The organism is Streptomyces sp. NPDC015242, assembly GCF_043079125.1.
Lineage (GTDB): Bacteria > Actinomycetota > Actinomycetes > Streptomycetales > Streptomycetaceae > Streptomyces.
The window spans coordinates 441,780-467,162 of the sequence record NZ_JBIBUF010000001.1 but is presented as its reverse complement, the minus strand read 5'-3'; the positions used below and the strand labels follow the sequence as shown (position 1 = coordinate 467,162).

Below are 25,383 nucleotides of genomic sequence, written 5' to 3'. Positions count from 1 at the left end.
CCGGCGTGAACGCGAGCGGGCAGGAGCAGCCGGGACACGCGGCGGCAGGGGGCCGGGGTGCCAGGACGCACACCTCGACGCGGGGCTCCGGCGGCCGCGCCGGTTCCGTCACGGACGGGCTCGACGCCCGTCTCGTCGTGGACCGCGGCGGCTTCCGCCTCGACGTGGCACTCACCGTGGCCCCCGGCGAGGTGGTCGCCCTGCTCGGACCGAACGGCGCCGGCAAGACCACCGCCTTGCGCGCCCTGGCCGGGCTGACCCCGCTCTCCGGCGGTCATCTGCGCCTGGACGGCACGGAGCTGGACCGTACGCCGCCGGAGTCCCGGCCCGTGGGCGTCGTCTTCCAGGACTACCTGCTCTTCCCCCACCTGACGGCCCTCGACAACGTGGCCTTCGGACCCCGCTGCCAGGGCGCGTCGAAGGCACAGGCCCGCGCGCAGGCCGCCGCGTGGCTGGACCGGCTGGGCCTCGCCGACCACGCCGGCGCCAGACCCCGCAGGCTCTCCGGCGGCCAGGCCCAGCGGGTGGCCCTGGCCCGCGCCCTCGCCACGCGTCCCCGCCTGCTCCTCCTCGACGAGCCCCTGGCCGCCCTGGACGCCCGTACGCGTCTGGAGGTACGGGCCGGGCTCCGGCGCCACCTGGCGGACTTCGAGGCCGTCGCCGTTCTGGTCACGCACGACCCGCTGGACGCCATGGTGCTGGCCGACCGTCTGGTCGTCGTCGAGCGGGGCCGGGTGGTGCAGGAGGGCACCCCGTCCGACATCGCCCGGCATCCGCGCACGGACTACATCGCGCAGCTGGTCGGCCTCAACCTCTACCGTGGCGAGGCCGAGGGGCACACGGTCCGGCTCGCCGACGGCCCGTCGCTCACCACCACGGAACGGCTGTCCGGCCCGGTCTTCGTGGCGTTCCCGCCCGGCGCCGTCACCCTCCACCGGGGCCGCCCCACCGGCTCCAGCGCCCGCAACCTCTGGCGCTGCCGGGTCGCCGGCATGGAGACGCACGGCGACCAGATCCGCGCCGACCTCACCGGCGAACTCCCCCTCGCGGCCGACCTCACCACGATCGCCGCCGCCGAACTCGGCCTGCACCCGGGCGCGGAGGTGTGGGCGACGGTCAAGGCGGCGCAGACCCACGCCTACCCCGTCTGAGGAGGCGCACGAGACCGCGGCGGTCGCCTTCGCCGCCGCGGCGCTTTACCCCCCTCCATGGTGGCCGCACGCACTCCCACGTCCAGAACTATGGTGTCCCACCACATACGCCGGTGACCTGCGCGTTCCTACGGTGTGGCGACAACGCAACCGTCCCCGTCGAAACGCCAGGAAGTGGTGCCGATGTCGTCGCCCGCAACCGCTCCACCAGCTCCGAACAACCTCAAGCGCATCGTCGCCGCCTCCCTCATCGGCACCACCATCGAGTGGTACGACTTCTTCCTCTACGGCTCCGCCGCCGCGCTCGTCTTCAACAAGCTGTTCTTCCCCGACTCCGACCCGCTCGTCGGCACGCTGCTGTCCTTCCTGACGTACGCCGTCGGATTCGCCGCCCGGCCCCTGGGCGCCCTGGTGTTCGGGCACTACGGCGACCGGCTGGGGCGGAAGAAGCTCCTGGTGCTGAGCCTGCTGCTGATGGGCGGGGCGACCTTCGCGATCGGCCTGCTGCCGACGCACGCGACCATCGGCACGGCCGCGCCGGTGCTGCTCACCGTGCTCCGGCTGGTGCAGGGGTTCGCGCTGGGCGGCGAGTGGGGCGGCGCGGTGCTGCTCGTGTCGGAGCACGGAGACGCGCGGCGGCGCGGCTTCTGGGCTTCCTGGCCGCAGACCGGCGCCCCGGCGGGGCAGCTCCTCGCCACCGGTGTGCTGTCCCTGCTCACCGCCGTGCTGTCGGATGCCGCGTTCACGAGCTGGGGCTGGCGGATCCCGTTCCTGCTCTCCGGGGTCCTCGTGATCGTCGGCCTGTGGATCCGTCTGTCCGTCGACGAGTCGCCCGTGTTCAAGCAGGCCCTGGCCCAGGCCGAGGCGCGCAGCGCGGCCCAGGGCGCGCAGGCGGAGAAGCTGCCGCTCGTCGCCGTGCTGCGCCACCACTGGCGTGACGTCCTGGTCGCGATGGGCGCGCGCATGGCGGAGAACATCAGCTACTACGTGATCACCGCGTTCATCCTCGTCTACGCCACCACCTCGGCCGGCGTCTCCAAGCAGACCGCGCTCAACGCGGTGCTGATCGCCTCGGCGGTCCACTTCGCGGTCATCCCGGCCTGGGGCGCGCTCTCCGACCGGATCGGCCGCCGGCCCGTGTACCTGATGGGCGCGGTCGGGGTCGGGCTGTGGATGTTCCCCTTCTTCGCCCTGATCGACACCGGCGGCTTCGGCAGCCTGCTCCTCGCCGTGACCGTGGGGCTGGTGCTGCACGGGGCGATGTACGCGCCGCAGGCGGCGTTCTTCTCGGAGATGTTCGCGACGCGGATGCGCTACTCCGGGGCGTCCATCGGCGCGCAGTTCGCATCCGTCGCGGCGGGCGCGCCGGCCCCGCTGATCGCCACCGCGCTGCTGTCCGACTACGGCAGCTCCACACCGATCGCGCTGTACGTCATCGCCGCCGCCGTGCTCACGGTCGTCGCGGTGGCCGCGGCCAAGGAGACCCGCCACCGGGACCTGGCCGACGTCGTCCCGCCCGCCGACGCCGAGCCGGCGGCCACCGCACGGGGGAACGCCCGGGCCCTGTGACCCGCCACCGATCGCACGGCACCGGCCCCTGTACGCCCAGGCGTGCGGGGGCCGGTGCCATGCGCGGTCAGGGCCGGTCCGGGGCGGACAGGCGGTGCAGGCGCAGGGCCAGCTGGATCTCCAGGGCGCGGGCCGGCGTCTGCCAGTCGTCGCCCAGGAGGCGTCCGACGCGCTCCAGCCGCTGGGCGACCGTGTTCACATGGACGTGCAGCTCGTCCTTGGTGCGCGCGGGACTCATGCCGCAGGCGAAGTAGGCGTCCAGGGTGCGCAGCAGATCGGTGCCGCGGCGCCGGTCGTACGCCACGACCTGGCCGACGGTGCGCTCCACAAAGCCCGGGATGTCCCGGTCGCCGGCCAGCAGCAGCCCGAGGAAGCCGAAGTCCTCGGCGGCGGCACCGTCCCCGCAGCGCCCGAGCAGGCGCAGGGCGTCGAGGCAGCGCCGCGCCTCCCCGTAGGCCGTGGCGATCGCGTCGGGGCGGTCGGCGAGAGCGGCGGCGGGCGCGGACGCGCCGACGGTGACCGGGGCGTGGACCGCTGTGCCCAGCTGCCGGGCGGCGGCGCGGGCCAGCTCGGTGGCGGTGGTGCCGGGACGCAGCGGCAGCAGCAGGACCGTGCCCCCGTCCCGGGCGGCGGCCAGGCCGTGCCGTGTCGCGGCGAGGTGGGACGCCGCGGCCGCCAGGCGTCTGCGGGCGTCGGCCTCCTGGTCGGCGTCGGCGGCTCCGCCCTCCAGCCGTGCGGCCAGCACCACGTGGACGGCGTCGAGGTCGGCGTGCAGGCGGGCCGCGCGCTCGCGCAGCAGGCGCGGATCGTGGTCGCGCGCGTCCAGCAGGTCGTCCAGCAGCTCCCCGCGCACCCGCTGCTCGGCCTCGGCGGCCGACCGGCGGGCCAGCAACAGCAGCGAGGTGACCATGGCGGCCCGCTCCAGCGTGCGCTGGTCGACGGGGTCGAGGCCCGGGTGGCCGCGCAGCACCAACGCGCCGAGCAGTTCCCCGCCGGCGGCGACCGCGGCGATCCAGTCGTCCTCGTGGCGCACCGCGTGCCCCTCGGCGCGCGACGCCTCCAGGGCCTCGGCCGGTGCCGCGGCGGCCTCGGCGAACTCGACCGTGCCGTCGAGGACCCGGGAGACCGCCGCCGCCACGTCGTGCACCCCGCCACCGCGCAGGACCAGTTCGGCGAGGCGGTCGTGCACCTCGGAGGCGCGCTCGATGACGCCGCTGCGGTCCCGGATGATCTCGTTGGCCCGCTCCAGGCCGGCCAGCGCGGACCGGGTCTCGGCGAGCAGGTTCGCGGTGTCGATGGCGGCAGCGGCCAGGGCGGCGAAGGAGCCGAGCAGGGCGATCTGCTCCCGCTCGAAGACCCGGGCCCGGCGGTCCGCGGCGAAGAGCACGCCGATGACGTGGTGCCCCAGCGTCAGGGGCACGCCCAGGATCGCCACGAGCCCCTCGTCGCGCACGCCCGCGTCGATGGTGAGGGTGTGCTGGAAGCGGTCGTCCTTGAAGTAGTCGTCGGTGACGTAGGGGCGTGCGGTCTGGGCGACCAGGCCGCCGAGGCCCTCGCCCATGCCGAGCCGCAGCTGCTGGAAGCGGGCCGAGACCGAGCCCTCCGTGACGCGCATGTAGGTGTCGCCCCGCGCCGGGTCGTTCAGGCTGAGGTAGGCGATGTCCGTGCCCAGCAGGGAGCGGGCGCGCTGGACGATCGCCTGCAGCACGGCGTCGAGGTCGCGCAGCCCGGCGAGGTCGTGGGCGGTCTCGAACAGCGCGGACAGCTCGGCCTCGCGGCGGCGGCGCCCCTCCAGCTCCGCGCGGACGCGCAGGGCGAGCGGCTTGGCGTGCTGGAGCGCCGCGATCCACTCCGCGGGCCGCCCTTCGGCGCGCGCGAGCAGCACCGGCTGCTCGTAGGCGTCGGCGGACGCGCCCCGGGCCAGGAGCTCCAGGTACGGAGTCTCGGCACTCGCCGGGCGTCCCCCGGCGGCGGCGGTGCGCTCGGCTTGCTGCACGTGATCGCTGGACATGCTCACAGGATTCACCATGACCCGGCCGTCCCGTCAGGCCTGTGGACAACTCCCGGGCGGCCCGGCCCTCAGTGGGCGGTCCAGCCGCCGTCGAGCACGAGCGAGGTGCCGGTCACGAAGGACGCGTGCGGCGCGCACAGGTACGCCACGGCCTCCGCCACCTCCTCCGGTTCGATGAGCCGCTTGACGGCGCTGTCCTGGAGCAGCACCTCGGACACGACCCGGTCCTCCGGGACGCCGTGGGCCCGCGCCTGGTCGGCGATCTGCGTCTCGACCAGGGGTGTGCGCACATAGGCGGGGTTCACACAGTTCGAGGTGACGCCGTGGGGTGCGCCTTCGAGAGCGGTGGTCTTGGACAGCCCCTCCAGCCCGTGTTTGGCGGCCACATAGGCCGACTTGTAGGCCGAGGCGCGCAGCCCGTGCACGGAGGACACGTTCACGATGCGGCCCCACCCCTGCCCGTACATGTGGGGCAGTGCGCCGCGGATGAGCCGGAACGGCGCCTCCAGCATGACGGTGAGCACGGTGTGGAAGACGTCGGGCGGGAACTGCTCGATGGGGCGCACGAGCTGCAGTCCGGCGTTGTTGACCAGGACGTCGGTGCCCGCGGCGGCGAGCTCGGCGGCGTCCAGGTCGGTGAGGTCCAGGACGTGCGGTTCCACGGTGCCCGCCAGGCCGGTGCCCCGTGCGGCGAGCTCCTCCAGGCCCGCGGCGTCCCGGTCGACGGCTCTGACCTTGGCGCCGGCGGCGGCGAGCCGCAGCGCGCAGGCGCGGCCGATGCCGCCGGCGGCACCGGTGACGAGCGCGGTGCGGCCGCCGAGGTCGAGCGGGGTGGCGTGGGGAGCCGGGAGGGCACGAGGCGCGGTCATGCCCCGACCCTAGGCACGGCCCCCACCCCGCCCCATGTGGTCACACCCCACAGTTCAGCGGGAACCAGTGGGGTCGAACCATGTGGGGGCGTCCGACAGCGCCTGCTTGATCCGCAACAGGCCGAACTCGTTCAGCTCGGGCAGGGCATCGACGTCGAACCAGGCGACGTCCAGGGACTCGTCGTCGTTGACCCGTGCCTCACCGCCCACGGCCCGGCAGCGGAAGGTGATGTCCATGTACTGGCAGACGTCGCCGTTCCCGTACGTCACGGGGTCCAAGGCCTGGACGAGGACGACCCGTTCGGCGACGCAGCGCACGGCCGTCTCCTCGTAGACCTCGCGCACGGCGCAGGCCGCCGGCTGCTCCCCCGGATCCGGGATGCCGCCGAGCACGGACCACCTGCGCGTGTCGGCCCGGCGGTTCAGCAGCACTCTGCCCTCGTCGTCGAAGACGAGGGCGGTGACCCCGGGGAGCCAGAGCAGCTGGTGTCCCGCGGAGGCGCGGAGCGTGCGGATGAAGTCAGGAGTAGCCATGGTCACGACCCTAAGGGGCCGGTCCCGGCGCCCCGGCCGGATCCGGGCGGCGTACGGCTACACGTCACCGGCGCGTCGCCCGCGCAGACCGGCGCCGGCCGCCCAGCCCAGTCCGCCGGCCGCGACGAGGACGAGGCCGATCTCCGGCAGCACGCCGAGCCGGGTGGCGGGGGTCTGCGAGGAGCGCAGCGGCACCTTCTGCACCAGTGAGTCGGCCACGAACATGCCGGTCCGCTGCGTGATCCTGCCGTCCGGCAGGATGAAGGCGCTCACCCCGCTGGTGACCGGCACGGCGACGGTCCGGCTGTGCTCGACCGCGCGGACCCGGGACATGGCGAGCTGCTGGTACGTCATCTCGCTGCGGTCGAAGGTGGCGTTGTTGCTCGGCACGGAGATCATCTGGGCGCCGTCGGTGACCTCGGAGCGCACGGCCCAGTCGAAGGCGGCCTCGTAGCAGGTGACGAGGCCGACTTCGGCGCCGTCCATGGTGAACACGCCCGGCTCGGTGCCCCGGCTGAAGTCCTGGCGGACCATGGCCGTCCAGGCCGGGTTGATCGCGCCGATGAGCGAGCGCAGCGGCAGGTACTCGCCGAACGGCTGGATCTGGCGCTTGTCGTAGGTGTCGACGGGACCCTTGGCGGGGTCCCAGAGGATCTGCTCGTTGTAGAGCTTGCCGTCGCGCTCCACGACGCCGCCCACGGAGATGGGCACGCCGACGGCCCGGGCCGCCGCGTCGATCACCGCGCGGGCGTCGGGGTTGGCGAAGGGGTCGATGTCGGAGGAGTTCTCCGGCCACAGCACGAAGTCCGGCCGGGCGGTCTTGCCGGCCCTCACCTCGGCGGCGAGGCGCCGGGTCTCGCGCGCGTGGTAGTCGAGCACGGCCCGCCGCTGGGCGTTGAAGCCGAGACCCGCGCGCGGGACGTTGCCCTGGATCACCGCGACGGTGACGCTGCCGTCCTCGGCCCGGTCGCTGACCAGCGGACGGGCGGCGAACGCCCCGAGGAGCGGGACCGCCACGCTCAGCACGGCGACGGCGGCCGCCGCGGGCCGCACGATCCCGGTGGCCCGCCGGTCGAGGAGCAGCCGCACGCCTTCGAAGAGGCCGAAGCCGCACAGGACGACGGCGAAGCCGAGCACCGGGGTGCCGCCGACCGCGGCGAGCGGCAGGAACACGCCGTCCGCCTGCCCGAACGCGATCTTCCCCCAGGGGAAGCCGCTGAACGGCGCACGCGCGCGTGCCGCCTCGCCGGCGATCCACACGGCGGCCGCCCACACGGGCGCGCCGGGCAGCTTCGACACCGCCGCGATCCCGGCCCCCACCAGTGCGACGAAGATCGCCTCGATGGCCACCAGGGCGAGCCAGGGCCCCGGCCCCACCTCCACTCCGGTCCACACCAGCAGCGGCAGCAGGAAGCCCAGACCGAAGAGGTAACCGAGGCCGAACCCCGCCTTGGGGCCGCGGCCGCGCAGCGCCCAGCCGAAGACGGCGAAGGCCGGCACGGCCAGCCACCACAGGGTGCGCGGCGGGAAGCTGACGTAGAGGAGCAGGCCGGAGAGCGCGGCTGCGGCGGCCGGGACGAGCCGCCGGACGCGGACCCGCGCCGAGGGCGTGGCCCGCGACTGGAGCTGGTCCGACTCGCCGACGGAGGTTGCGGTGACGGTCACTCCCGGAGTCTAAGTCGACTGACCCCGGCGCCGACAGCGCGGTCCGCCGGACCGGTACGGCCGCTCCACCCCGCCCCGGCGCCCGGGACCGGCTCCCACGTCCCACACCGTTCCTCCTCACTTCGTCACGACACATCCCCAAAACGTCCACCAGCCGTTACGGTGTGCCGAAGCCTCAGTCGCACGGCCGGTGCCGGCCCGGCGACCGGGGTCTTCACAGGTCGGGGGCGAGGGGTGCGGTGGGGGGCGGGCGGGGTGGGTCGAGGACGGATGGCGTCTGCGTCCGGGCCGGACGCGGACGCGGACAGAAGAATCGTTTCCGACGCGACGGGCGTCGTGGTGCTGGGAGCCTGTGCCGGCTGGTCCCTGATCACGGCGGCGGCGCAGGACGGGCGCCCGGAGGGTGTGCTCCTCGCCGTGCTGGCCGTGGCGGCCGGATACGCGACGGGCCGGATCGGCGGTGCCCTGCTGCCGGTCGGTGCGCCCTGCGCCGGCGCGCTGGCCGGTGTCGCCCTGACCCTGTCCGTGCCGCACCTGGCGCCGGGGCCGCAGATCTCCACGCCCCTGGGACACGCGGGGGCCACCGCTGCGGTGCTCACGCTGTCGGCGGGTGCCGCGTGCTGCGCGGCCTGGGCCGCGTCCCGGCCGGCCGTGCGCCTCGGACTGCGGCTGCTGGCCGCCGGAACCGTCCTGCTGGCGGGTTGGCTCGGCTCCGTCACCGGCTGTGTCACCTGTCTGGCGGTGCTGCTGTGCTCCCTGGCCGCCGGACGCGTCCGGCACCGGGGCGCGGCCCTCGCCGCGCTGGCCGGGGTGGCGGCGGTGGTGACGGCTCTGACCTGGGCGATCGCGTCGGGGGCCGTGCCGGGCGGGTTCACCGCCGCCCTGGAGGGACGGCTGACGCCGCACCGGGTGCAGCTGTGGCGGGACGCCTGGCACCTGGTGCGCGAGAACAGCGTCCTGGGGGCGGGTCCGGGCCGCTTCGGGGAGCTGAGCCCGGCGTCCGCCCCGTTCCCGCTGTCCGACGGCAAACCCCACTCGGCGCCCTTGCAGCAGGCGGCCGAGCAGGGCCTGGTCGGGCTGGTCCTGCTGGTGTCGGCGTTCGGCTGGATGCTGTACGCGCTCTGGCGCGGTCCGCGTCCGGCCCCGGTGGCGCTGACCGCGGGCGCGGCACTGACGGCGCTCGCCGCCATCGCCGCGATCGGCAACGCGCTGAGCTTCACGGCGGTGTCGGTGGGGGCCGGGCTGCTGGCGGGCCTGGCCACGGCCCGCCCGCTCACCGAGGAACCGAGCCGTCTCCCGGATCGGCACACGCGGGACACGGGACGCGCCCCGGCGTGGTGAGCGGGCCGGAGACCGCGCCGCCGGGCGGCGACCGGCGGGGAACCCGACGGGAGCAGCCGGGACCCCCGCGGAGTCGCTCAGTGGGCGGGTGCCCCGGGCTTCCTGGGCCGCAGCCGGGCCTTGATCACCTGGACGGCCGCCTCCGCGTCGTCCACCGTGATCGTGAAGGTGTGCCCGTCCCACAGCTCGAGCACCACGCCCTCGCCCCGGCGCACGACCACCGCGGTGCCCTTCTCGGGCCGCCACCGGTATCCCCAGCCGCCCCAGTGGCGGGGCGTGACGTGAGAGGTGTAGGTGGCGCCCGCCACATGGGACAGGGGGATGCGGCGGCGGGGTACGCCGATGTGGCCGCAGCGCACTTCCAGGTGGTCCTCGTCGACCCGGAGGGCGACATGGACGAAGGCGAGCGTTCCGAACAGGACCAGCAGCCCGGCGGCGATGCAGCCGACGACGGCCATGACGAGGGGTGCCGCGCCGGAGGTCCACGCCGAGTCGACGGCCAGCTCGATGCCGAGCGCCATGCAGGCGGCGCCCACGAGCGCCAGCAGCCACTGGATCCGGTTGGTGGCCCGGCCGGTCCAGACGTCGTCGGGAGGCACGTGGGGCGTGTTCGCGCCGTGGTGGTGGTCCCTCATGCCTTTGAGAGTACTCAGCTTTCGCTCCGCGGGTACCTCGTGGCGGAGCGTGACTGGGCCGGGTGGGCGGGCCCCGGGCCGTACCGGGCGGAGCGGCGCAGTGCGGTCCCGCTCGGCCGGCCGCCGCGTGGGGTGGGCCGGTCAGCCCGCGGGGGTGACCGCCTGCAGCAGCCGCCCTTCCTCGTATGCCAGGGCGGGTGCGGGGAGCGCGCCCTCGCGTCCGCTGAGCAGCACGGTCAGCGTCCCCGGGGGCGTGTCCCCCGGCGCGGGCTGCGCGCCGAGCCGCCGCAGGGCCTGGGCGGCCACGGCACCGGCGGAGCCGTGCAGCACGAGGGGCGGACGGCCGGGGCGCTGCACGGCGGTCCGGATGCGCTCGGCGACCAGTTCGTAGTGGGTGCAGCCGAGGACGACGGTGGTCACGTCCTCGGGGGTGAGCGCCGCGGCCGCCGCCACGGCGGCGTCGATCGCCGTCTCGTCGGCGTGCTCCACGGCCTCGGCCAGCCCCCAGCAGGGCACTTCGGTGACGGGCACGCCACCGGCGAAGTCACGGATCAGGGCCCGCTGGTACGGGCTGCCGGTGGTGGCCGGGGTGGCCCAGATGGCGAGGTGGCCGCCTCCGGCCGCCGCGGGTTTGATCGCCGGGACGGTGCCGATGACCGGGAGCCCCGGTTCGAGGCGGGCCCGCAGGGCGGTGAGGGCGTGCACGGTCGCGGTGTTGCAGCCGACGATCAGGGCGTCGGGACGGCGCGCGGCGGCCGCCTCGGCGACGGCCAGGGCGCGCTCGGTCAGGTCCTGCGGAGTGCGCGGGCCCCAGGGCATGCCGTCCGGGTCCAGGGAGAGCACGAGATCGGCGTCGGGGCGCAGCCGCCGTACCGCGGCGGTGGCCGCCAGCAGACCGATACCGGAGTCCATGAGCGCGATCTTCACCCGATCACGATAGACGATGAGCGGTCACCGGCCGCTGCCGTGGGGCAGACTGCGCGCGTGAGCGCCCTTGTCTGGACTGCCGCTGGATCGCTTCTCGCCTGGCTGTGGCTGCTGCTCTGCCAGGGCTTCTTCTGGCGCACGGACGTGCGGCTGCCCCCGCGCCGGGAGCCGGACGCCTGGCCGCCGGTGTGCGTGGTCGTGCCGGCCCGCGACGAGGCGGCGGTGCTGCCCGCCGCGCTGCCGTCCCTGCTGCTGCAGGACTATCCCGGGCGGGCGGAGGTCGTCCTCGTCGACGACGGCAGTACGGACGGCACCGGTGACCTCGCCCGGGAACTGGCGGTGCGGCACGGAGGGCTGCCGCTGACCGTCTCCTCCCCGGGCGAGCCGCCGGCCGGCTGGACCGGCAAGCTGTGGGCGGTGCGCCACGGCATCGGCCTGGCACGCGCGCGTGGCCCGGAGTACCTGCTGCTGACGGACGCCGACATCGCGCACGCGCCGGACAGCCTGCGCGAGCTGGTGGCGGCGGCCCGCACGGGCGGCTTCGACGTCGTGTCGCAGATGGCCCGGCTGCGGGTGGAGAGCGTGTGGGAGCGGTTCGTGGTGCCGGCCTTCGTCTACTTCTTCGCGCAGCTCTACCCGTTCCGAAGGATCGGCGGGGCCGGGACCCGGACGGCGGCCGCGGCCGGGGGCTGTGTGCTGCTGCGCGCGGAGACGGCCGAGCGGGCCCGCGTCCCGGACGCCATCCGGCACGCCGTGATCGACGACGTGGCCCTCGCGCGGGCCGTGAAGCGCGCCGGCGGCCGCGTCTGGCTGGGGCTCGCCGACCGGGTCGACAGCATGCGGCCGTATCCGCGGCTGGCGGATCTGTGGCGGATGGTCTCGCGCAGCGCCTACGCCCAGCTGCGGCACAGCCCGCTGCTGCTGGCCGGGACGGTGGCCGGGCTGGTGCTCGTGTACCTGGTTCCGCCCGCGGCCGTGGCCGCCGGCCTCGCCGCGGGCGATGGGGCGGCGGCGGTGACCGGCGGGCTCGCCTGGCTCGTCATGGCGGGCACGTACCTGCCGATGCTGCGCTACTACCGGCAGCCGCCGTGGCTCGCTCCGCTGCTGCCGTTCACCGCGTTCCTGTACCTGCTGATGACGGTCGATTCGGCCGTGCAGCACCGCCGGGGGCGCGGCGCGGCCTGGAAGGGCCGCACCTACGCGCGCCCGGAGGCCGTGCCCGACGAGGGCTGACGGCCGCCCGGGTCACTTCCTGCCGGGGGTCCAGTTCATGCCCCACCCGTAGGCGTGGTCGACGGTGCGCTGGGGGCTGACGCCGCGCTCGGGCACCAGGTACCGCGCCTCACGCTGGACGACCAGGTCCCCGCCCGTACTGGTGATCAGGGCCAGGGCGCACACGAGCGAGGGGACCGTGCACTCGTCGAGGGAGAACTCGATGGGCGCCCCGTGCTGCGGCCGGAGGGTGACCGTCGCGTTGAGGTCCGCGAAGGAACGGGCGCCTTCGTAGATGGTGACGAAGACGAGGATGCGCCGGAAGACGTGCTTGTGGTCGAGGTTGACGGTGAGGTTCTCACCGGACGCCACGGCCCCGGTCCGGTCGTCGCCGTCGAGGTGGATGTACGGGGGCCGGTGCAGCGCTCCGAAGCTGTTGCCGAGCGCCTGGACGACGCCCTTGCTGCCGTCGGTGAGTTCGTACAGCGCGCACAGGTCGAGGTCGAGGTCGGAGTGCATCGCGGCCGGGCGCCCGAACTTGCTGCTCCAGCCCGAGAACTGCTTGCGCACCTCCCAGTTGAGGTTCACGTGCAGGGCGCCGGAGGTGCCGCCCTGCTTGGTGAGCGAGACGGTGGGGGCCGATTTGGTGAGCGTCACCTTCGTGAGGCGGACGGGCGCGGCGGGCGGCGCGGGCGGCGGCGGAGCGACGGGCCGCGTCACCGGCGGCGGTGTGTGCGCCGTCGTGACGGGCGGGGCCGGGGCGGGCGGGGCCGGGGCGGGCGGGGCCGGGGCGGGGGCCGCCCGCTGCGGTTCGTCGACCGTGATGCCGTAGTCCGTCGCCAGCCCTTCGAGGCCGCTGCTGTAGCCCTGGCCGACGGCACGGAACTTCCAGGCGCCCTGGCGACGGTAGAACTCGCCCAGCACGAAGGCGGTTTCGGTGGTGGCGCCCGGGTTGTCGAAGCGGGCCACCGGTGTGCCCGGGGTGGTGTCCCTGACCTCGATGTACAGGTCGGGGACCTGCCCGAACGTGCCGCCGTCGGCGGAGGCGGCGAGGACGACGGTCTCGACCGCCGGCTCGACGCGCGCGAGGTCGACCAGGAGCGTGTCGGTCACCCGGCCACCGGCGTCGCGCTTGCCCTCGTGGCGGATCGCGCCCGAGGCGTGGGCGGGCTGGTTGTAGAAGACGAAGTCCGCGTCGGAGCGGACCTTTCCGGCGACCAGCAGCAGGGCGGAGGCGTCGGCGTCGGGGACGCCCGGTCCGGTGCGCCAGCCCACCTCCACGCGCAGCGCCGCGGTGGGCACCGGAGTGTTCGACCCTTTCAGCATGTGCATGTCCGCCCCCATCACGTGACACCGCGCCGGGCCCGCCCCGGCCGTCCGTCGAGTCCGTCGAGATCCTTCGGGTCCCGTCGGGTTCCTTCGGGTCCCGTCGGGTTCCGTCGGGTTCCGTCGGCACAACCTATTCCTCGCGGCCCCGTACGCCCATGCACCGGGCACCGGGAGTCCGCCGGCCAACCGCCGGTAACCCGCCCGGAACTCGGCCTTTACACGATCAGAACCCGGCTGGGTGCCCCTTTTTGCCAAGTTCGCTCGCATTGGGGATCCCAGGTCACGGCGGACACGGAAAACAACCCTCTTATCGGTCTCCCCAACCAGCACATCGTGGGCTTAACTTATGTGCCATGACCTCCCCCCGCTCCACCTATGGCGGCGGCTACTACTCCGCCTCCTTCCCGGACACCCCGATCTACGACAGGCTCGTCGCCGAGCGGGGCACCCCGCAGATCGCCCCGATCCGGGTCCCCGCGCAGTACGACATGCCGGGCAGCCACCTGCCCGCCCTCCCGTCGGCGCTGCCCGCGCTGCCGGCGGCTCCCGCACAGCACGCCTACGGCTACCCGCAGGCCCAGCAGCCGGCCCCGCTCCAGCAGGCGCCCGCCGCGTACATCCCGCAGCAGGCGACCGCTCCGCGCGGCTACCCCGGCCCCCAGCCGCAGCAGCCCCGCCCGGCGGCACCCGCTGGCTACGAGGCGATGCGCCCCGCGGCTCCCCGGCCGGCCCCGGCGGCTCCTTACCAGGATCCGTACAACAACCAGCAGTACCGCGGGTACTGAGCCGCCCCCTGGGGGCCGTCCGGGCCGGCTGGCACGATGGCCCCATGGGGAACGCACACCTGCACGCGATTCACGTCCATCCGGTCAAGGCGGTCCGGGGCCTCGCGCCCCGGGAGGCCGCCGTGGAGCCCTGGGGGCTGGCCGGAGACCGGCGCTGGCTGCTCGTCGACGACGGGGGAAAGGTCGTCACGCAGCGCCAGCAGCCGCGCCTCGCACTGGCCGCCGCCGGGCTCCTGCCCGACGGCGGCGTCCGGCTGTCCGCGCCCGGCATGGCACCACTGACGGTGCCCGTCCCCCGGCCGATCGGCACGGTGCCGGTGCAGATCTTCCGCGACAAGGTCGACGCGGTCCCGGCGGAGGACGAGGCGGCGCACGCCTGGTGGAGCCGCTATCTGGGCATCGGCGCGCGCATGGCCTACCTGGACGACCCCGCCACGCGCCGGCCCGTCGACCCGCAGTACGGGCGGCCCGGCGAGACGGTCTCCTTCGCCGACGGCTTCCCCCTGCTGCTCACCACGACGGCCTCGCTCGACGCCCTCAACGCCCTGATCGCACAAGGGGATCACGCCCAGGAGGGGCCGCTGCCCATGGACCGCTTCCGGCCCAACGTGGTCGTGGCGGGCACCGGCGCCTGGGCCGAGGACCACTGGTCGCTCATCGCCGTCGGGGAGGTGACCTTCCGCGTCGTCAAGCCCTGCGGGCGGTGCGTGGTGACCACCACCGACCAGGGCACGAGCGAGCGCGGCCGGGAACCTCTCCTCAGCCTGGGACGGCACCGGCGGCTGGACGGGAAGCTGGTCTTCGGCCAGAACCTGGTACCGCAGTCCCGGGGCACGATCCGGCTCGGGGACCCCGTCACGGTCCTCGCGTAGCGCCCGGGCAGCGCCGCCGCCCCGGCGGGAACCGCGCCGCCGGACCGGGCGTTGGGGTGGTGTGAGACGTTCATGAGAGCCCCGGGGAGAGGTGATCTCGCTCTCTCCCGACGGGTTCGGCTCGTGGACGGCTCCGCCGGGGGTTATGACGGAGCGGGAAGGGGGTGCGGGTGGTGCGAGCGATCAGCGGGCTCTGGCGCTGGCGGCACAATCCGCTGTGCCGCGCGACCGATCTGGCCGAGGCCTGGGTGGCGCTGGCCGCGCTGCTGCTCGTCCTCCTGGCCGCCCCGCTGGCCGGTGCCCTCGCCGGGAGCGCCGCGCAGCAGGCCCTGCAGCGCTCCGTCCGCGAGCAGCACGAGGCGCGGCATGCGGTGACGGCCACCGTGGTGCGCGAGCTGGACCGCTCCCCGCTGGACGTCGACCCCGAGACGTCGACGGGCCGGGACCTGCGCACCCGCGTCCTCGCCGGCTGGACCGCCCCGGACGGCACGCCCCGGCAGGGCCCGGTCCTGGCGGGCCTGAAGGACCCGCGGCAGGGCGACGCGTTCCGCATATGGACCGACCGGCACGGCCGGCTGGTGGCCCGCCCGCTGGACCCCGCGACGGCGTCGACGCACGCGGTCCTCGCCGGCTTCGGCGCGGCCCTGGTGGCGGGCGGTCTCGTCGAGGGCGGCAGACGGCTGGTCGTCTGGCGCATGGTCCGCCGCCGCTACGCCCGTTGGGACCAGGCATGGGACAGGGCGGGCCCGGACTGGGGCAGGACGGGCACCGGCAGCTGACCGCCTTCCGGCTCTGGTCAACCCACCACCCGCGCGCACGCTACGGTGGTCCGGCCGAACCCGTTCGGCACAACCCGCGTGCGAGCGAGCAGGAGGGGCGCGCCGGGTGTCGGCGCCGCGTGCGCGGCCGGGCCCGCCGGGCCGGGCACCGCCACGGCCAGGGCACCGTACGGCACGCCCCGAGGGCGAACGAGCCATCAGTACGACCGAGGTGGGGGCACAGCTACACCATGGCACAGGGCACGGTCCAGGTGACGCACACCGGCACGTCGCGGTGGCGGCGCCGCACGGGTGAGTACGCATCGCTCGCCGCCGCCCTGGAGGCCGCGGCCGACGGCGACGTCCTCACCGTCGCCCCCGGCACCTACCGGGAGAACCTCGTGGTGCAGCGGGCGGTGACCCTGCGCGGCCCGGAGAACGCGCCGGGCTCGGTGCGGATCGCGCCCGTGGACGGCGTGCCGCTGACCGTGCGGGCCTCGGCGGTGGTCCAGGACCTGCACGTGGAGGGCCAGGACGCGGCCTCCCCCGCCGTGCTGGTGGAGGAGGGCACCCCGGAGCTGCGGGACGTGCGGGTGGTGACGCGGTCGGCGGCGGGGATCGAGGTGCGCGGCAGCGCCCGGCCCACCGTGCGGCGCTGCGCGGTCGACAATCCGGCGGGCGTCGGCATCGCCGTACTGGACGGCGCGGGCGGGGTGTTCGAGGAGTGCGAGGTGGTCGCGGCCGGCCAGGCGGGCGTGGCGGTGCGCGGCGGCGCCCACCCCCGGCTGGAGCGCTGCACGGTCCATCACGCCTCGGGCTCCGGCCTGTCGGCGACCGGGGAGAACACGGCCCTGGAGGCGGTGGGCTGCGAGATCTACGAGGTGCGGGGCAGCGGCGTGCACATCACCGGCCGGGCCACCGCGCACCTCACGGACTGCGACGTGCACCGCACGACGGCCGACGGGGTCACCCTCGACACGGACGCGGTGCTGACGCTCGCCGACTGCCGCATCCACGACATCCCGGAGAACGCGGTCGACCTGCGCTCCCGCTCGGTCCTCACACTGACGCGCACGACCGTGCGGCAGTTCGGGCGCAACGGTCTGTCGGTGTGGGACCCGGGCACGCGGGTGGACGCCAACCAGTGCGAGATCTTCGACAGCACGGGTGACTACCCGGCGGTGTGGGTCAGCGACGGCGCCACCGCCGTCCTGGACTCCTGCCGGGTGCACGACGTGCCGGACGCCCTGTTCGTGCTCGACCGGGGCTCGCGGGCGGACGTCGTGGACAGCGACCTGTCGCAGATGCGCAACACGGCCGTGTCGGTGAGCGACGGCGCCACCGCACAGCTCGACGACTGCCGCATCCGGGACGCGGCGACCGGCGCCTGGTTCCGCGACCACGGCAGCGGCGGCACGCTCAGCAACTGCACGATCGACGGCACCCAGACCGGCGTGATCGTCACCAAGGGCGCCGACCCGGCCGTCGAGCGCTGCACGGTCGACTCCCCGGCGGAGGCGGGCGTCTACGTCTCGGCCGGGGGCCGCGGCAGCTTCGAGAACTGCCGCGTGACGGGCAGCGGCGGCTACGGCTTCCACGTGATTGACGGCAGCCGCACGACCCTGCGCAAGTGCCGTACGGAGCGGTGCGCGCGCGGAGGCTACGAGTTCGCGGACGGCGGCGCGGACGCGGCGTCGGGGGCGGGCCCCGTCGTCGAGGACTGCACCAGCGACGAGAGCGCGGGGCTGCGGGCGCCCGCGGCGGTGCCTGAGCCGGCCGTGCAGACGGTGAGCCACTCCGCCGGGCTGCTGGGCGCGGTCCCGGGCCGGCGCGCCGAGCCGGAGCCCCCGGCCCCGGTCGCGGAACCCGCGCCGCCGGCCCGCAGTTCCCAGGACGTCCTCGGTGAACTGGACGCGCTGGTGGGCCTGGAGAGCGTCAAGCGGGAGGTGCGCGCGCTCACGGACATGATCGAGGTGGGCCGGCGGCGCCGGCAGGCCGGCCTGAAGGCGGCGTCGGTCAAGCGGCACCTGGTCTTCACCGGCTCCCCCGGCACCGGCAAGACGACGGTGGCGCGGCTGTACGGGGAGATCCTCGCCTCCCTCGGGGTGCTGGAGAAGGGCCACCTGGTCGAGGTGTCCCGGGTCGACCTGGTCGGCGAGCACATCGGCTCGACCGCGATCCGCACGCAGGAGGCGTTCGAGAGGGCGCGCGGCGGTGTGCTGTTCATCGACGAGGCGTACGCGCTGTCCCCGGAGGATGCGGGCCGCGACTTCGGCAAGGAGGCCATCGACACGCTGGTGAAGCTGATGGAGGACCACCGCGACGCGGTCGTGGTGATCGTCGCGGGCTACACGGCGGAGATGGAGCGCTTCCTGTCGGTCAACCCCGGTGTGGCGTCCCGCTTCTCACGGACCATCACCTTCAGCGACTACGGCCCCGAGGACCTGCTGCGGATCGTCGAGCAGCAGGCCGAGGAGCACGAGTACCGGCTGGCGCCGGGCGCGGCCGAGGCGTTGCGCGCGTACTTCACGCGGCTTCCGAAGGGCCCGGCGTTCGGCAACGGCCGTACGGCACGCCAGACGTTCGAGGCCATGGTGGAGCGGCACGCGAGCCGGGTCGCCCAGCTCGCGGAGCCGAGCACGGACGACCTGACGCTGCTGTACGCCGAGGACCTGCCCGGACCGCTCTGACGCCCGCCTAGGCGGCGGGCGGCTCGGGGGTGTCGCGGGGTGCGGGGACCCCGGGCCGCAGCCGGGCCAGCAGCATGCGGCGTTCCTCGGCGAACACCGGGTCCGCCTGGTAGTCGGAGTGACCGAGGATCGGCGCGGGCAGCGGCAGCAGATCGGTGCGGCCGTAGGCGAGGGGGTCCTTCAGGGGCGGGTGGTCGACCTGGTCGCCGGGCAGGCGCACGGGGCCGCCGATGGGGTCGGTGAGCCGGTACAGGTTGCGCCAGCAGTCGACGTCCCGGTGCAGGGAGCTGAGCGCGGCGGGCCCGAAGTGCGCGGGGAACCAGCGGCCGTAGAGGCGTTCCAGCGGGGAGCCGTAGGTGAGCAGGGCGACGCGTCTGCGGGCCGACGGGGCGAGTTGCCAGGCCGCGGCGGCGGCCAGGACGCTGCCCTGCGAGTGCCCGGAGATGACCAGCCGTCCTCCGGTGGCGCGGGTCCAGGTCGCCATCCGCCAGGTCAGGTCCGGCACGGCGCGCTCGGCGTAGCAGGGCGGTGCGAAGGGGTGGGCGGCGCGCGGCCAGAAGGTGCCGACGTCCCACAGGATGCCGATGGTGCGGCGGGCGGCGGCGTCCTTGTAGGCGCGGCGGCCCCAGGTGACGAAGAGTATGAAGCCGAGCCCGATCAGCCAGGAGCCGAGGGCCTGAGCGGTCTCGGCGGCGCCGTGGACGAGGGGCGTGGTGCCCTCGGCGGCCTCGCCCGGGGTCTCGTCGGTGGCCAGGGCACCCAGCAGGGCCGCCGCGCCGAGCAGCAGGGTGACGCCGGAGGTGACGGCGACGATCCGGGGACCGCGGTCGGTGAGGGAGGCCATGGCGCGGGTGGAGGCGATGCGGCGGGTGCGGGCGCGGTCCAGGTTCTCGTCCGGGTAGTCGCGGGCCACCGCGTCGCGCTCGGCGCGGGCGAGGGTCCAGGCCCGGTGCGCCAGCCAGCCGAAGAGCCCCAGCAGCACCAGCAGCAGGGGCGGGATCACGGAGGCCTGCCAGGTCAGCAGGACCGGAGGGCCGTCGATCGACGCCCCGGTGCCGTCCAGCCAGTCGGAGACCCGCTGCGAGACGCCGCCGGACATCACCCCGCCGAGGGCGCAGGCCAGCATGGCGACGGCCGGTCCGCCCAGGCCCCGCAGCACGGCCCGCCGGTCGGGGCCGGTGCGGTGCAGGGTGTGCGCGACGACCGCGAGGAGCACCACCAGCAGGCCCTGGACCAGGGTGATCGCGCCGAAGGCGGTGTCGCCCGGCAGCCGGCCGGCCGACTCCCACCCGGGGCGGTCCCACCCGGCGTACAGCAGGGTGAGGGCGAGCAGGGCGAGCGCGGCCAGTGGCAGGCGCCGGACGAAGCGCCCGTCGAGTTCCCGGTCGAGGCGGTTCTCGGTGCGGCCCCTGCGGCACACGACCCAGACGACGGCGACCGCGCAGGCTGTGAGGGCGGCTTCCAGGACCAGGCCCAGGGCGTCCAGCAGGGCTGGTCCGCCGGGTGCGCGGTCCTCGCGGGCGGCGGCGGTGCCGACGGCGGCGGCGACCGTGAGCAGTCCGGCGGCGGTGTGCGCGGCACGCAGCCGGGCCACCAGCCGGCGCCCGTACCAGAACCCGGGGCGGCCGAGGGCGGTCGGCCCGGGGTCCTCGTCGGGCTCGGGCTCGCGGGCGATCGGCTGCTGGGACTCGTAGTCGCTCCAGGTGCGCCGGGACAGGTACCACAGGAGGCCGGTCAGGGCGGCCGGCACGAGCGCGGCGAGGCCGAGCCTGCGGCCCGGGGCGCTCCACCAGCCGCCGTTCGAGACGGTGGGCGAGAGGAAGCCCAGCCAGGAGTGGCGGTCGGCGCAGGCGGGCCGGCCCGCGCACTGCCAGGCCGTCAGGTCCAGGGCGACCTCGCAGGCGGCGGCGACGAGCAGCACGGTCAGGGTGAGCCCGGCGAGCCGCACCAGCAGGCCGTACAGGCGCACGGTGCGGCGGCGGCCGTGGGCGCTGGGGCGCATCCAGTGGGCGAGGTTGACGACCATGAACGGCAGCAGCAGCAGCCACAGGGCCCGGGTGCCGTTGCCCGAGGTGAGGTTGCACCAGACGTAGGCCTCGGGCACCGGCTCGGCACGGCGCCCGGCGTCGGGGCGCTGCTCGGCGTCGACGTCGTCGGCGCGCCGGAAGACGGCCGCGGTGTCGTCGCCGGTGATCCGCACGGTGCGCGGGTCGTTGAGCATCTCCTGCGGCGTGGTGCCGCCCACGCCGTGGACGAGGAGTTCCAGGGCGGTCCCGTCCGCCCGCGCGGCGGGACCGTCCGGCCCGCCGGCCGGCACCTGTTCCTGCGTACGTTCCACTGTTCGCACTTCCCCCGTGACACGCCGTCGGCTCCGTCTGTGCGGGGACAAGGATCTCCGCTTCCGGGGCGGCGCGCACCTGCTGTCACGGAATCTCCCCGATCCGTGACGAAGCCGAGTCGCACAGATGAGCTCCTGGTGACATGAGCGCGACGAGCAGGCGGTGGCGCCGCGCGTGGCACGCCGTGCGAGGATGAGACGTCCGCGCACCGGAGCCCGGGAAGAATGTCCCGGTCGGGGAGGGTGCGCCGGGCGTGTCGGACGGCATTGAGGCGAAAGGACCGGAGCGTACGTGAGCGAGAATCAGAACCTCCTCGCGGAGCAGCGGCGATCCCTGATCCTCGACGAGGTCCGCCGCCGGGGCGGGGTGCGGGTCAACGAGCTGACGCGCAAGCTCGGCGTGTCGGACATGACGGTCCGCCGCGACCTCGACGCGCTCGCCCGCCAGGGCGTGCTGGAGAAGGTGCACGGCGGCGCGGTCCCGGTGGTCGAGGCGAGTACGCACGAGCCGGGCTTCGAGGCCAAGTCGGGTCTTGAGCTGACAGCCAAGGAGGACATCGCCCGGGCCGCGGCCAAGCTCGTCGCGCCGGGCGCGGCGATCGCCCTGTCCGGTGGCACGACGACCTACGCGCTGGCGCACCAGCTGCTGGACGTGCCCGACCTCACGGTGGTCACCAACTCGGTGCGGGTCGCCGACGTCTTCCACGCCGCCCAGCGGTCCACGGGCCCCCGGCAGGGCGCCGCCACGGTCGTGCTGACCGGCGGGGTGCGCACGCCCTCGGACTCACTGGTGGGGCCGGTGGCCGACCAGGCGATCGCGGCGCTCCACTTCGATCTGCTCTTCCTCGGGGTGCACGGCATATCGGTCGAGGCCGGGCTGTCGACGCCGAACCTCGCGGAGGCCGAGACGAACCGGCGGCTGGTGCAGTCGGCGCGGCGGGTCGTGGTCGTCGCCGACCACACCAAGTGGGGAAAGGTCGGCCTGAGTTCGTTCGCCTCGCTGGAGCGGATCGACACCCTCGTGACCGACGCCGGCCTGCCGGACGAGGCGCGCGGGGTGATCGCGGAGCACCTGCGGCGCCTGGTGGTGGCCGGGGAGCCGGAGAGCGACGAGGGCGCGGCCATCTGACGGGGCGTCAGCCGGGGTGACCGCCCGGTCGCTCACCGCTCGGCCGCGCGAGAAGGGCCGGGCCAGACGCCCGTGGCCAGGAGCGAGTCGATCGCCACGGTGTAGGGCTTGATGTCCAGGCCCTGTTCGGCGAGCCAGGCGTCCGAGTAGTACTTGTCGAGGTACCGGTCCCCGGGGTCGCACAGCAGGGTCACGACACTGCCCTGCCTGCCCTCGGCCACCATCTCCGCGACGATCTTCAGCGCGCTCCACAGGCCCGTGCCCGTGGAGCCGCCCGCCTTGCGGCCGATGGCGCGCTCCAGGGCCCGGACGGCGGCGACACTGGCCGCGTCGGGCACCTTCATCATCCGGTCGATCGCGCCGGGCACGAAGCTCGGTTCCATCCGGGGACGGCCGATGCCCTCGATGCGGGAGCCGCAGTCGCACGTGACGTCCGGATCGCCGGTGGTCCAGCCCTCGAAGAAGCACGAGTTCTCCGGGTCGGCCACGCAGACGCGGGTGTCGTACTGCATGTAGTGCACGTAGCGCGCGAGGGTCGCGGAGGTGCCGCCGGTGCCCGCCGTGGCGACGATCCACGCCGGCTCGGGGAACCGTTCCAGGCGCAGCTGGCGGAAGATGGATTCGGCGATGTTGTTGTTGCCGCGCCAGTCCGTGGCGCGCTCGGCGTAGGTGAACTGGTCCATGTAGTGGCCGCCGGTCTCTGCCGCGAGGCGGGCGGACTCCTCGTACATGGTGCGGGGGTCGTCCACGAAGTGGCAGCGGCCGGAGTGGAACTCGATGAGGCGGATCTTCTCGGCGCTCGTCGTGCGCGGCATGACGGCGATGAAGGGCACCCCGATCAGCTTCGCGAAGTACGCCTCGGAGACTGCCGTCGAGCCGCTGGAGGCCTCGATCACGGGTCTGCCCGGCCGGATCCAGCCATTGCACAGTCCGTACAGGAACAGGGAGCGGGCGAGCCGGTGCTTGAGGCTGCCGGTGGGGTGGGTGGACTCGTCCTTGAGGTACAGGTCGATGCCCCAGCGCTCCGGCAGGGGGAACTGGAGCAGGTGCGTGTCGGCCGAGCGGTTGGCGTCGGCCTGGACCCTGCGGACGGCCTCTTTCAGCCACGCGCGATATCCGGTGTCACTGTGGTCGACGTCGAGTGTCACGCCGGTGCGGGTCTGCTGGGGAGTGCTCACGAGGGGGCTCCTAACGCTGCGCGCCGACGACGGATCGCGCGGCCGGCCCCTCGATCATAAGCACCCGGCGCACGCTTCTCACCTGCATAAACGCACCTTTGAGCCCCCCAAAGCGCCCCCTGGGGCAGAGGCCGGTGCAAGGGGGCGCGCGGTCCCGGGGGCGCATTCGCGGGTGTGCTGCGGGCGCCCCCGCAGAGGGTCCCGCATCCACTGGTGCTCGGCGCCGCGTGGGGGCAGACTGCACCGCGGGACCCAGGCTCCGGCCGGTGCCGGACCGGGGTCCCGGCAGGGCACGACGCAGCACCGGAGCTGCGGGCCGGCACGGCACAGCGCACGGCCGGGCCGAGGTTCCGGAGGAGACACCGGGCACCGGACACCCGTCCGGAGCCCCGTCCCGGCAGGGGCAGCGCGGGCCCGTCGGCCGGCTGCCCACCGGGCACCGGGCACGGCGCGCCGCGACGGGGGGCGCCGCACCGGGAGGAGCAGGTCCCGGACCGGGAAGCCGGATCCGGGCCGGGGCACGCCGGGCACGGACCGGGAAACCGGATCCGGACCGGGGCGCGCCGGGTACGAGTGGAGCAGACCGATCAGGGCGCGAGCCCGTACCGGGCACCGCGGGGAGCGGACCGGTACACCGAGACGCACAAGGGGGCGGGTGGCATGGCGGAGCCGGAGTTCAAGGCCACGGGTGTGCGGATCGGCAAACGCCTGCGTTCACTCACCCGGGCCGGACAGGTGCGGATCAGCGGCGGCCGGCTCGAGCTGCTGACGAGCTACGGCAGTGAGATCGACAGCGCTCCGGTGCAGGCCGTGCGGGCCTCCAGGCCCTGGTTCGGCCCTGAGGACCGCGCCACGGCCGATCTCAACGGCAAGCGGTACCTGCTCACCCTGGGCGAGCACGATCCCGCCCCGGGACAGCCGGGCCCGCCGGCCGCGCGGCGCTTCATCGAGGCCGTGCGCCGGGCGGCGGGGCGCGGCGACTGAGATGCCGGCGAGTTGCGCTCCCCCACCCCCTGCGTCACTCTGGTCTCACGTCACTCTGGGTTTACCGGCGATAACGCTGCGAACCAGCCCGCCGGCCACGACAGCGGGCGGCAGTGCCACGAAGGCGCCCTGCTGGATCCGAACTCCGTGTTCTTCCGGACCTCACGTCGGGGAGTCGCAGCCGTGATCAGCTACCCAATCAGACACTGCACGGTGGAGCTCCAAGCCCTGCCGTCGCGGATCGGCCAGGTCCGCAGAATCGTATCTGCGCAATTGCGCTACTGGCATATGGACGCTCTGATCGACCGGGCATCGCTCGGTGTGACGGAGTTGCTGTCCAACGTCCACCGCCACGCCCAGCCCGACAAGACATGCACCGTGGAGATCGAGCTGCTGCTCGACCGGCTCACGGTGTCCGTACGCGACGGCGATCCGCGGATGCCCGTGGTCGACGACGCCGAGCCGCTGGCGACCTGCGGTCGCGGGCTCGCGATGGTGGCCGCCATGAGCGAGAGCTGGGGCGTCCGCCCGGACGGCGAGTCGGGCAAGGTCGTGTGGTTCACCCTGCCGGCGTCCGCTCCGGCGGTGACGGCGCCGACGCGCCGGCGGCGCCCGGTCAAGGAGAAACCCGCGCGCCGGTTCGCCGAGGTCGGGCACTCCGTGGACGTGCTCCGGCCCGAACATGCTCCCGCCCGGTCCGCCGTTGCCGGTTGACCGGGCGGTGACCACCGTCCCCGGGGGGACGTACGCCGCCGGGCGCGAGCCCGGGGCGTGCGTCACCACGCGGCGGCGCGCGGCACGTGCGCGTCTGCCGCGCGCCGATCCCTGGCCGGGCCGCGGCTCCCGCGCGCACCCGGGCCGGAGTCGCGTCCCGGGCGCCCGGCCACCGGCACAGGGGCGCGGGAGCGTCCTGCGAGAAGACCTGCGAGGCCTGCGAACGCTGTGAGTCCGGCCGGGCGCCCGTCATGCCGTGCGGCCGAACTCCTCGTTCAGCACGGACAGGCGGCGCCAGTACTCGTCCTCGTCGATCTCACCGGAGGCGAAGCGGCGGCCGAGCACCGCGAGGGGTGAGTGGTCGTCGCCCGTGGACCGCCACGGCCCGCCGCGACGGCCGCGTCCGGCGGTGCGGCGCAGCAGCGCGATGCCGCCGCCGATCACCAGCGCCCAGATCACCGGGAAGAACAGGATCCACGGGCCGGGCCCGCCGTCGCCGAAGTGCGCCAGGGTCTGCATGCCGCCCATCTCCTCTTTCACCGTGCCGCGTTCCGTGTCGCCTTCGAGGGTCCTCCCCACCGGGGCCCGGGGTCGTCGTACGGCCGGGGGCACCTCGCGTACCCCGGCGGGAGTACGGGGACCGGGACCGCGGCCGGTTGCTCCCGAACGTCTCGACGACTGTAACTACTGGT

The 25,383-nt window shown here is 74.7% G+C and carries 21 protein-coding genes; 11 read left to right on the top strand and 10 right to left on the bottom strand.

Annotated elements, in window-relative coordinates; all coding sequences use genetic code 11:
* The first annotated feature begins 5 nt into the window (after positions 1-5).
* Complete coding sequence (locus tag ACF07N_RS02095; protein WP_392107207.1) at positions 6-1,151, top strand: ABC transporter ATP-binding protein; 1,146 nt, start codon at positions 6-8, stop codon at positions 1,149-1,151.
* 183 nt (positions 1,152-1,334) lie between these two features.
* A complete protein-coding gene (locus ACF07N_RS02090) occupies positions 1,335-2,720 on the top strand; it encodes an MFS transporter (protein WP_383329164.1) in 1,386 nt (461 codons plus the stop codon).
* Positions 2,721-2,787: 67 nt separating this feature from the next.
* Here ACF07N_RS02090 and ACF07N_RS02085 read toward each other — a convergent pair whose 3' ends face one another.
* The 4 genes from ACF07N_RS02085 to lnt form a co-directional block, all read right to left on the bottom strand.
* The gene (locus ACF07N_RS02085; RefSeq protein WP_392107204.1) at positions 2,788-4,731 is read right to left on the bottom strand and encodes a helix-turn-helix domain-containing protein; all 1,944 of its coding nucleotides are present in this window, start codon (positions 4,729-4,731) and stop codon (positions 2,788-2,790) included.
* Positions 4,732-4,799: 68 nt separating this feature from the next.
* Positions 4,800-5,600, bottom strand: coding sequence for a 3-hydroxybutyrate dehydrogenase (locus tag ACF07N_RS02080; RefSeq protein WP_392107201.1), 801 nt, complete (start codon positions 5,598-5,600; stop codon positions 4,800-4,802).
* Positions 5,601-5,654: 54 nt separating this feature from the next.
* Positions 5,655-6,134, bottom strand: a complete 480-nt coding sequence (locus ACF07N_RS02075; RefSeq protein ID WP_392107198.1) for an NUDIX domain-containing protein — start codon at positions 6,132-6,134, stop codon at positions 5,655-5,657.
* A gap of 57 nt (positions 6,135-6,191) precedes the next feature.
* Positions 6,192-7,799, bottom strand: a complete 1,608-nt coding sequence (lnt, locus tag ACF07N_RS02070) for an apolipoprotein N-acyltransferase (RefSeq protein ID WP_392107195.1) — start codon at positions 7,797-7,799, stop codon at positions 6,192-6,194.
* 270 nt (positions 7,800-8,069) lie between these two features.
* On the opposite strand from lnt, the gene ACF07N_RS02065 reads away from it, so the two are divergent.
* Positions 8,070-9,140, top strand: coding sequence for an O-antigen ligase family protein (locus tag ACF07N_RS02065; protein WP_392107192.1), 1,071 nt, complete (start codon positions 8,070-8,072; stop codon positions 9,138-9,140).
* Between the two features lie 77 nt (positions 9,141-9,217).
* On the opposite strand, the gene ACF07N_RS02060 is transcribed toward ACF07N_RS02065, so the two are convergent.
* The gene (locus ACF07N_RS02060; RefSeq protein ID WP_383329146.1) at positions 9,218-9,775 is read right to left on the bottom strand and encodes a hypothetical protein; all 558 of its coding nucleotides are present in this window, start codon (positions 9,773-9,775) and stop codon (positions 9,218-9,220) included.
* A 141-nt stretch (positions 9,776-9,916) separates the two neighbouring features.
* The gene (locus ACF07N_RS02055; protein ID WP_383329143.1) at positions 9,917-10,702 is read right to left on the bottom strand and encodes a glutamate racemase; all 786 of its coding nucleotides are present in this window, start codon (positions 10,700-10,702) and stop codon (positions 9,917-9,919) included.
* Positions 10,703-10,741: 39 nt separating this feature from the next.
* On the opposite strand from ACF07N_RS02055, the gene ACF07N_RS02050 reads away from it, so the two are divergent.
* Positions 10,742-11,935 carry a glycosyltransferase gene (locus ACF07N_RS02050; protein ID WP_392107189.1) on the top strand — a complete coding sequence of 398 codons (1,194 nt, stop codon included), beginning with the start codon at positions 10,742-10,744 and terminating at the stop codon, positions 11,933-11,935.
* Between the two features lie 12 nt (positions 11,936-11,947).
* On the opposite strand, the gene ACF07N_RS02045 is transcribed toward ACF07N_RS02050, so the two are convergent.
* Complete coding sequence (locus ACF07N_RS02045; protein WP_392108738.1) at positions 11,948-13,240, bottom strand: TerD family protein; 1,293 nt, start codon at positions 13,238-13,240, stop codon at positions 11,948-11,950.
* Positions 13,241-13,596: 356 nt separating this feature from the next.
* Between ACF07N_RS02045 and ACF07N_RS02040 the strand changes: the two genes are divergently transcribed.
* The 4 genes from ACF07N_RS02040 (at position 13,597) to ACF07N_RS02025 (ending at position 18,348) form a co-directional block, all read left to right on the top strand.
* Positions 13,597-14,028, top strand: coding sequence for a DUF6643 family protein (locus ACF07N_RS02040; protein WP_392107186.1), 432 nt, complete (start codon positions 13,597-13,599; stop codon positions 14,026-14,028).
* Between the two features lie 44 nt (positions 14,029-14,072).
* On the top strand, positions 14,073-14,900 hold the full coding sequence (locus tag ACF07N_RS02035; protein WP_392107183.1) for an MOSC domain-containing protein: 828 nt from the start codon (positions 14,073-14,075) through the stop codon (positions 14,898-14,900).
* Positions 14,901-15,073: 173 nt separating this feature from the next.
* Positions 15,074-15,679: a hypothetical protein gene (locus ACF07N_RS02030; protein ID WP_392108735.1), complete on the top strand. Its 606-nt coding sequence runs from the start codon at positions 15,074-15,076 to the stop codon at positions 15,677-15,679.
* 230 nt (positions 15,680-15,909) lie between these two features.
* Positions 15,910-18,348 (top strand): right-handed parallel beta-helix repeat-containing protein, encoded by a 2,439-nt coding sequence (locus ACF07N_RS02025; protein ID WP_392107180.1) that lies wholly within the window; start codon positions 15,910-15,912, stop codon positions 18,346-18,348.
* A 7-nt stretch (positions 18,349-18,355) separates the two neighbouring features.
* Here the strand turns inward: ACF07N_RS02025 and ACF07N_RS02020 are convergent, their stop codons facing one another.
* Entirely contained in the window at positions 18,356-20,686 is a 2,331-nt protein-coding gene (locus ACF07N_RS02020) for a hypothetical protein (RefSeq protein ID WP_392107177.1), read from the bottom strand.
* Positions 20,687-20,978: 292 nt separating this feature from the next.
* On the opposite strand from ACF07N_RS02020, the gene ACF07N_RS02015 reads away from it, so the two are divergent.
* Entirely contained in the window at positions 20,979-21,815 is an 837-nt protein-coding gene (locus tag ACF07N_RS02015; protein ID WP_383342834.1) for a DeoR/GlpR family DNA-binding transcription regulator, read from the top strand.
* A 32-nt stretch (positions 21,816-21,847) separates the two neighbouring features.
* Here ACF07N_RS02015 and ACF07N_RS02010 read toward each other — a convergent pair whose 3' ends face one another.
* Positions 21,848-22,993, bottom strand: a complete 1,146-nt coding sequence (locus ACF07N_RS02010) for a PLP-dependent cysteine synthase family protein (RefSeq protein WP_392107174.1) — start codon at positions 22,991-22,993, stop codon at positions 21,848-21,850.
* Positions 22,994-23,653: 660 nt separating this feature from the next.
* On the opposite strand from ACF07N_RS02010, the gene ACF07N_RS02005 reads away from it, so the two are divergent.
* Positions 23,654-23,977: a hypothetical protein gene (locus ACF07N_RS02005; RefSeq protein WP_383329119.1), complete on the top strand. Its 324-nt coding sequence runs from the start codon at positions 23,654-23,656 to the stop codon at positions 23,975-23,977.
* A 213-nt stretch (positions 23,978-24,190) separates the two neighbouring features.
* On the top strand, positions 24,191-24,691 hold the full coding sequence (locus ACF07N_RS02000; protein ID WP_392108732.1) for an ATP-binding protein: 501 nt from the start codon (positions 24,191-24,193) through the stop codon (positions 24,689-24,691).
* Between the two features lie 249 nt (positions 24,692-24,940).
* Here ACF07N_RS02000 and ACF07N_RS01995 read toward each other — a convergent pair whose 3' ends face one another.
* Complete coding sequence (locus ACF07N_RS01995; RefSeq protein WP_383329478.1) at positions 24,941-25,210, bottom strand: SHOCT domain-containing protein; 270 nt, start codon at positions 25,208-25,210, stop codon at positions 24,941-24,943.
* Positions 25,211-25,383: the final 173 nt, after the last annotated feature.

Excerpts from the sequence above, each read along its gene's own strand:
- ACF07N_RS02090 (WP_383329164.1), top strand. The coding sequence starts at position 1,335 with ATGTCGTCGCCCGCAACCGCTCCACCAGCTCCGAACAACCTCAAGCGC.
- ACF07N_RS02085 (WP_392107204.1), bottom strand. The coding sequence starts at position 4,731 with ATGTCCAGCGATCACGTGCAGCAAGCCGAGCGCACCGCCGCCGCCGGG.
- ACF07N_RS02080 (WP_392107201.1), bottom strand. The coding sequence starts at position 5,600 with ATGACCGCGCCTCGTGCCCTCCCGGCTCCCCACGCCACCCCGCTCGAC.
- ACF07N_RS02075 (WP_392107198.1), bottom strand. The coding sequence starts at position 6,134 with ATGGCTACTCCTGACTTCATCCGCACGCTCCGCGCCTCCGCGGGACAC.
- ACF07N_RS02065 (WP_392107192.1), top strand. The coding sequence starts at position 8,070 with ATGGCGTCTGCGTCCGGGCCGGACGCGGACGCGGACAGAAGAATCGTT.
- ACF07N_RS02060 (WP_383329146.1), bottom strand. The coding sequence starts at position 9,775 with ATGAGGGACCACCACCACGGCGCGAACACGCCCCACGTGCCTCCCGAC.
- ACF07N_RS02045 (WP_392108738.1), bottom strand. The coding sequence starts at position 13,240 with ATGCTGAAAGGGTCGAACACTCCGGTGCCCACCGCGGCGCTGCGCGTG.
- ACF07N_RS02040 (WP_392107186.1), top strand. The coding sequence starts at position 13,597 with ATGACCTCCCCCCGCTCCACCTATGGCGGCGGCTACTACTCCGCCTCC.
- ACF07N_RS02035 (WP_392107183.1), top strand. The coding sequence starts at position 14,073 with ATGGGGAACGCACACCTGCACGCGATTCACGTCCATCCGGTCAAGGCG.
- ACF07N_RS02025 (WP_392107180.1), top strand. The coding sequence starts at position 15,910 with ATGGCACAGGGCACGGTCCAGGTGACGCACACCGGCACGTCGCGGTGG.
- ACF07N_RS02005 (WP_383329119.1), top strand. The coding sequence starts at position 23,654 with ATGGCGGAGCCGGAGTTCAAGGCCACGGGTGTGCGGATCGGCAAACGC.
- ACF07N_RS01995 (WP_383329478.1), bottom strand. The coding sequence starts at position 25,210 with ATGCAGACCCTGGCGCACTTCGGCGACGGCGGGCCCGGCCCGTGGATC.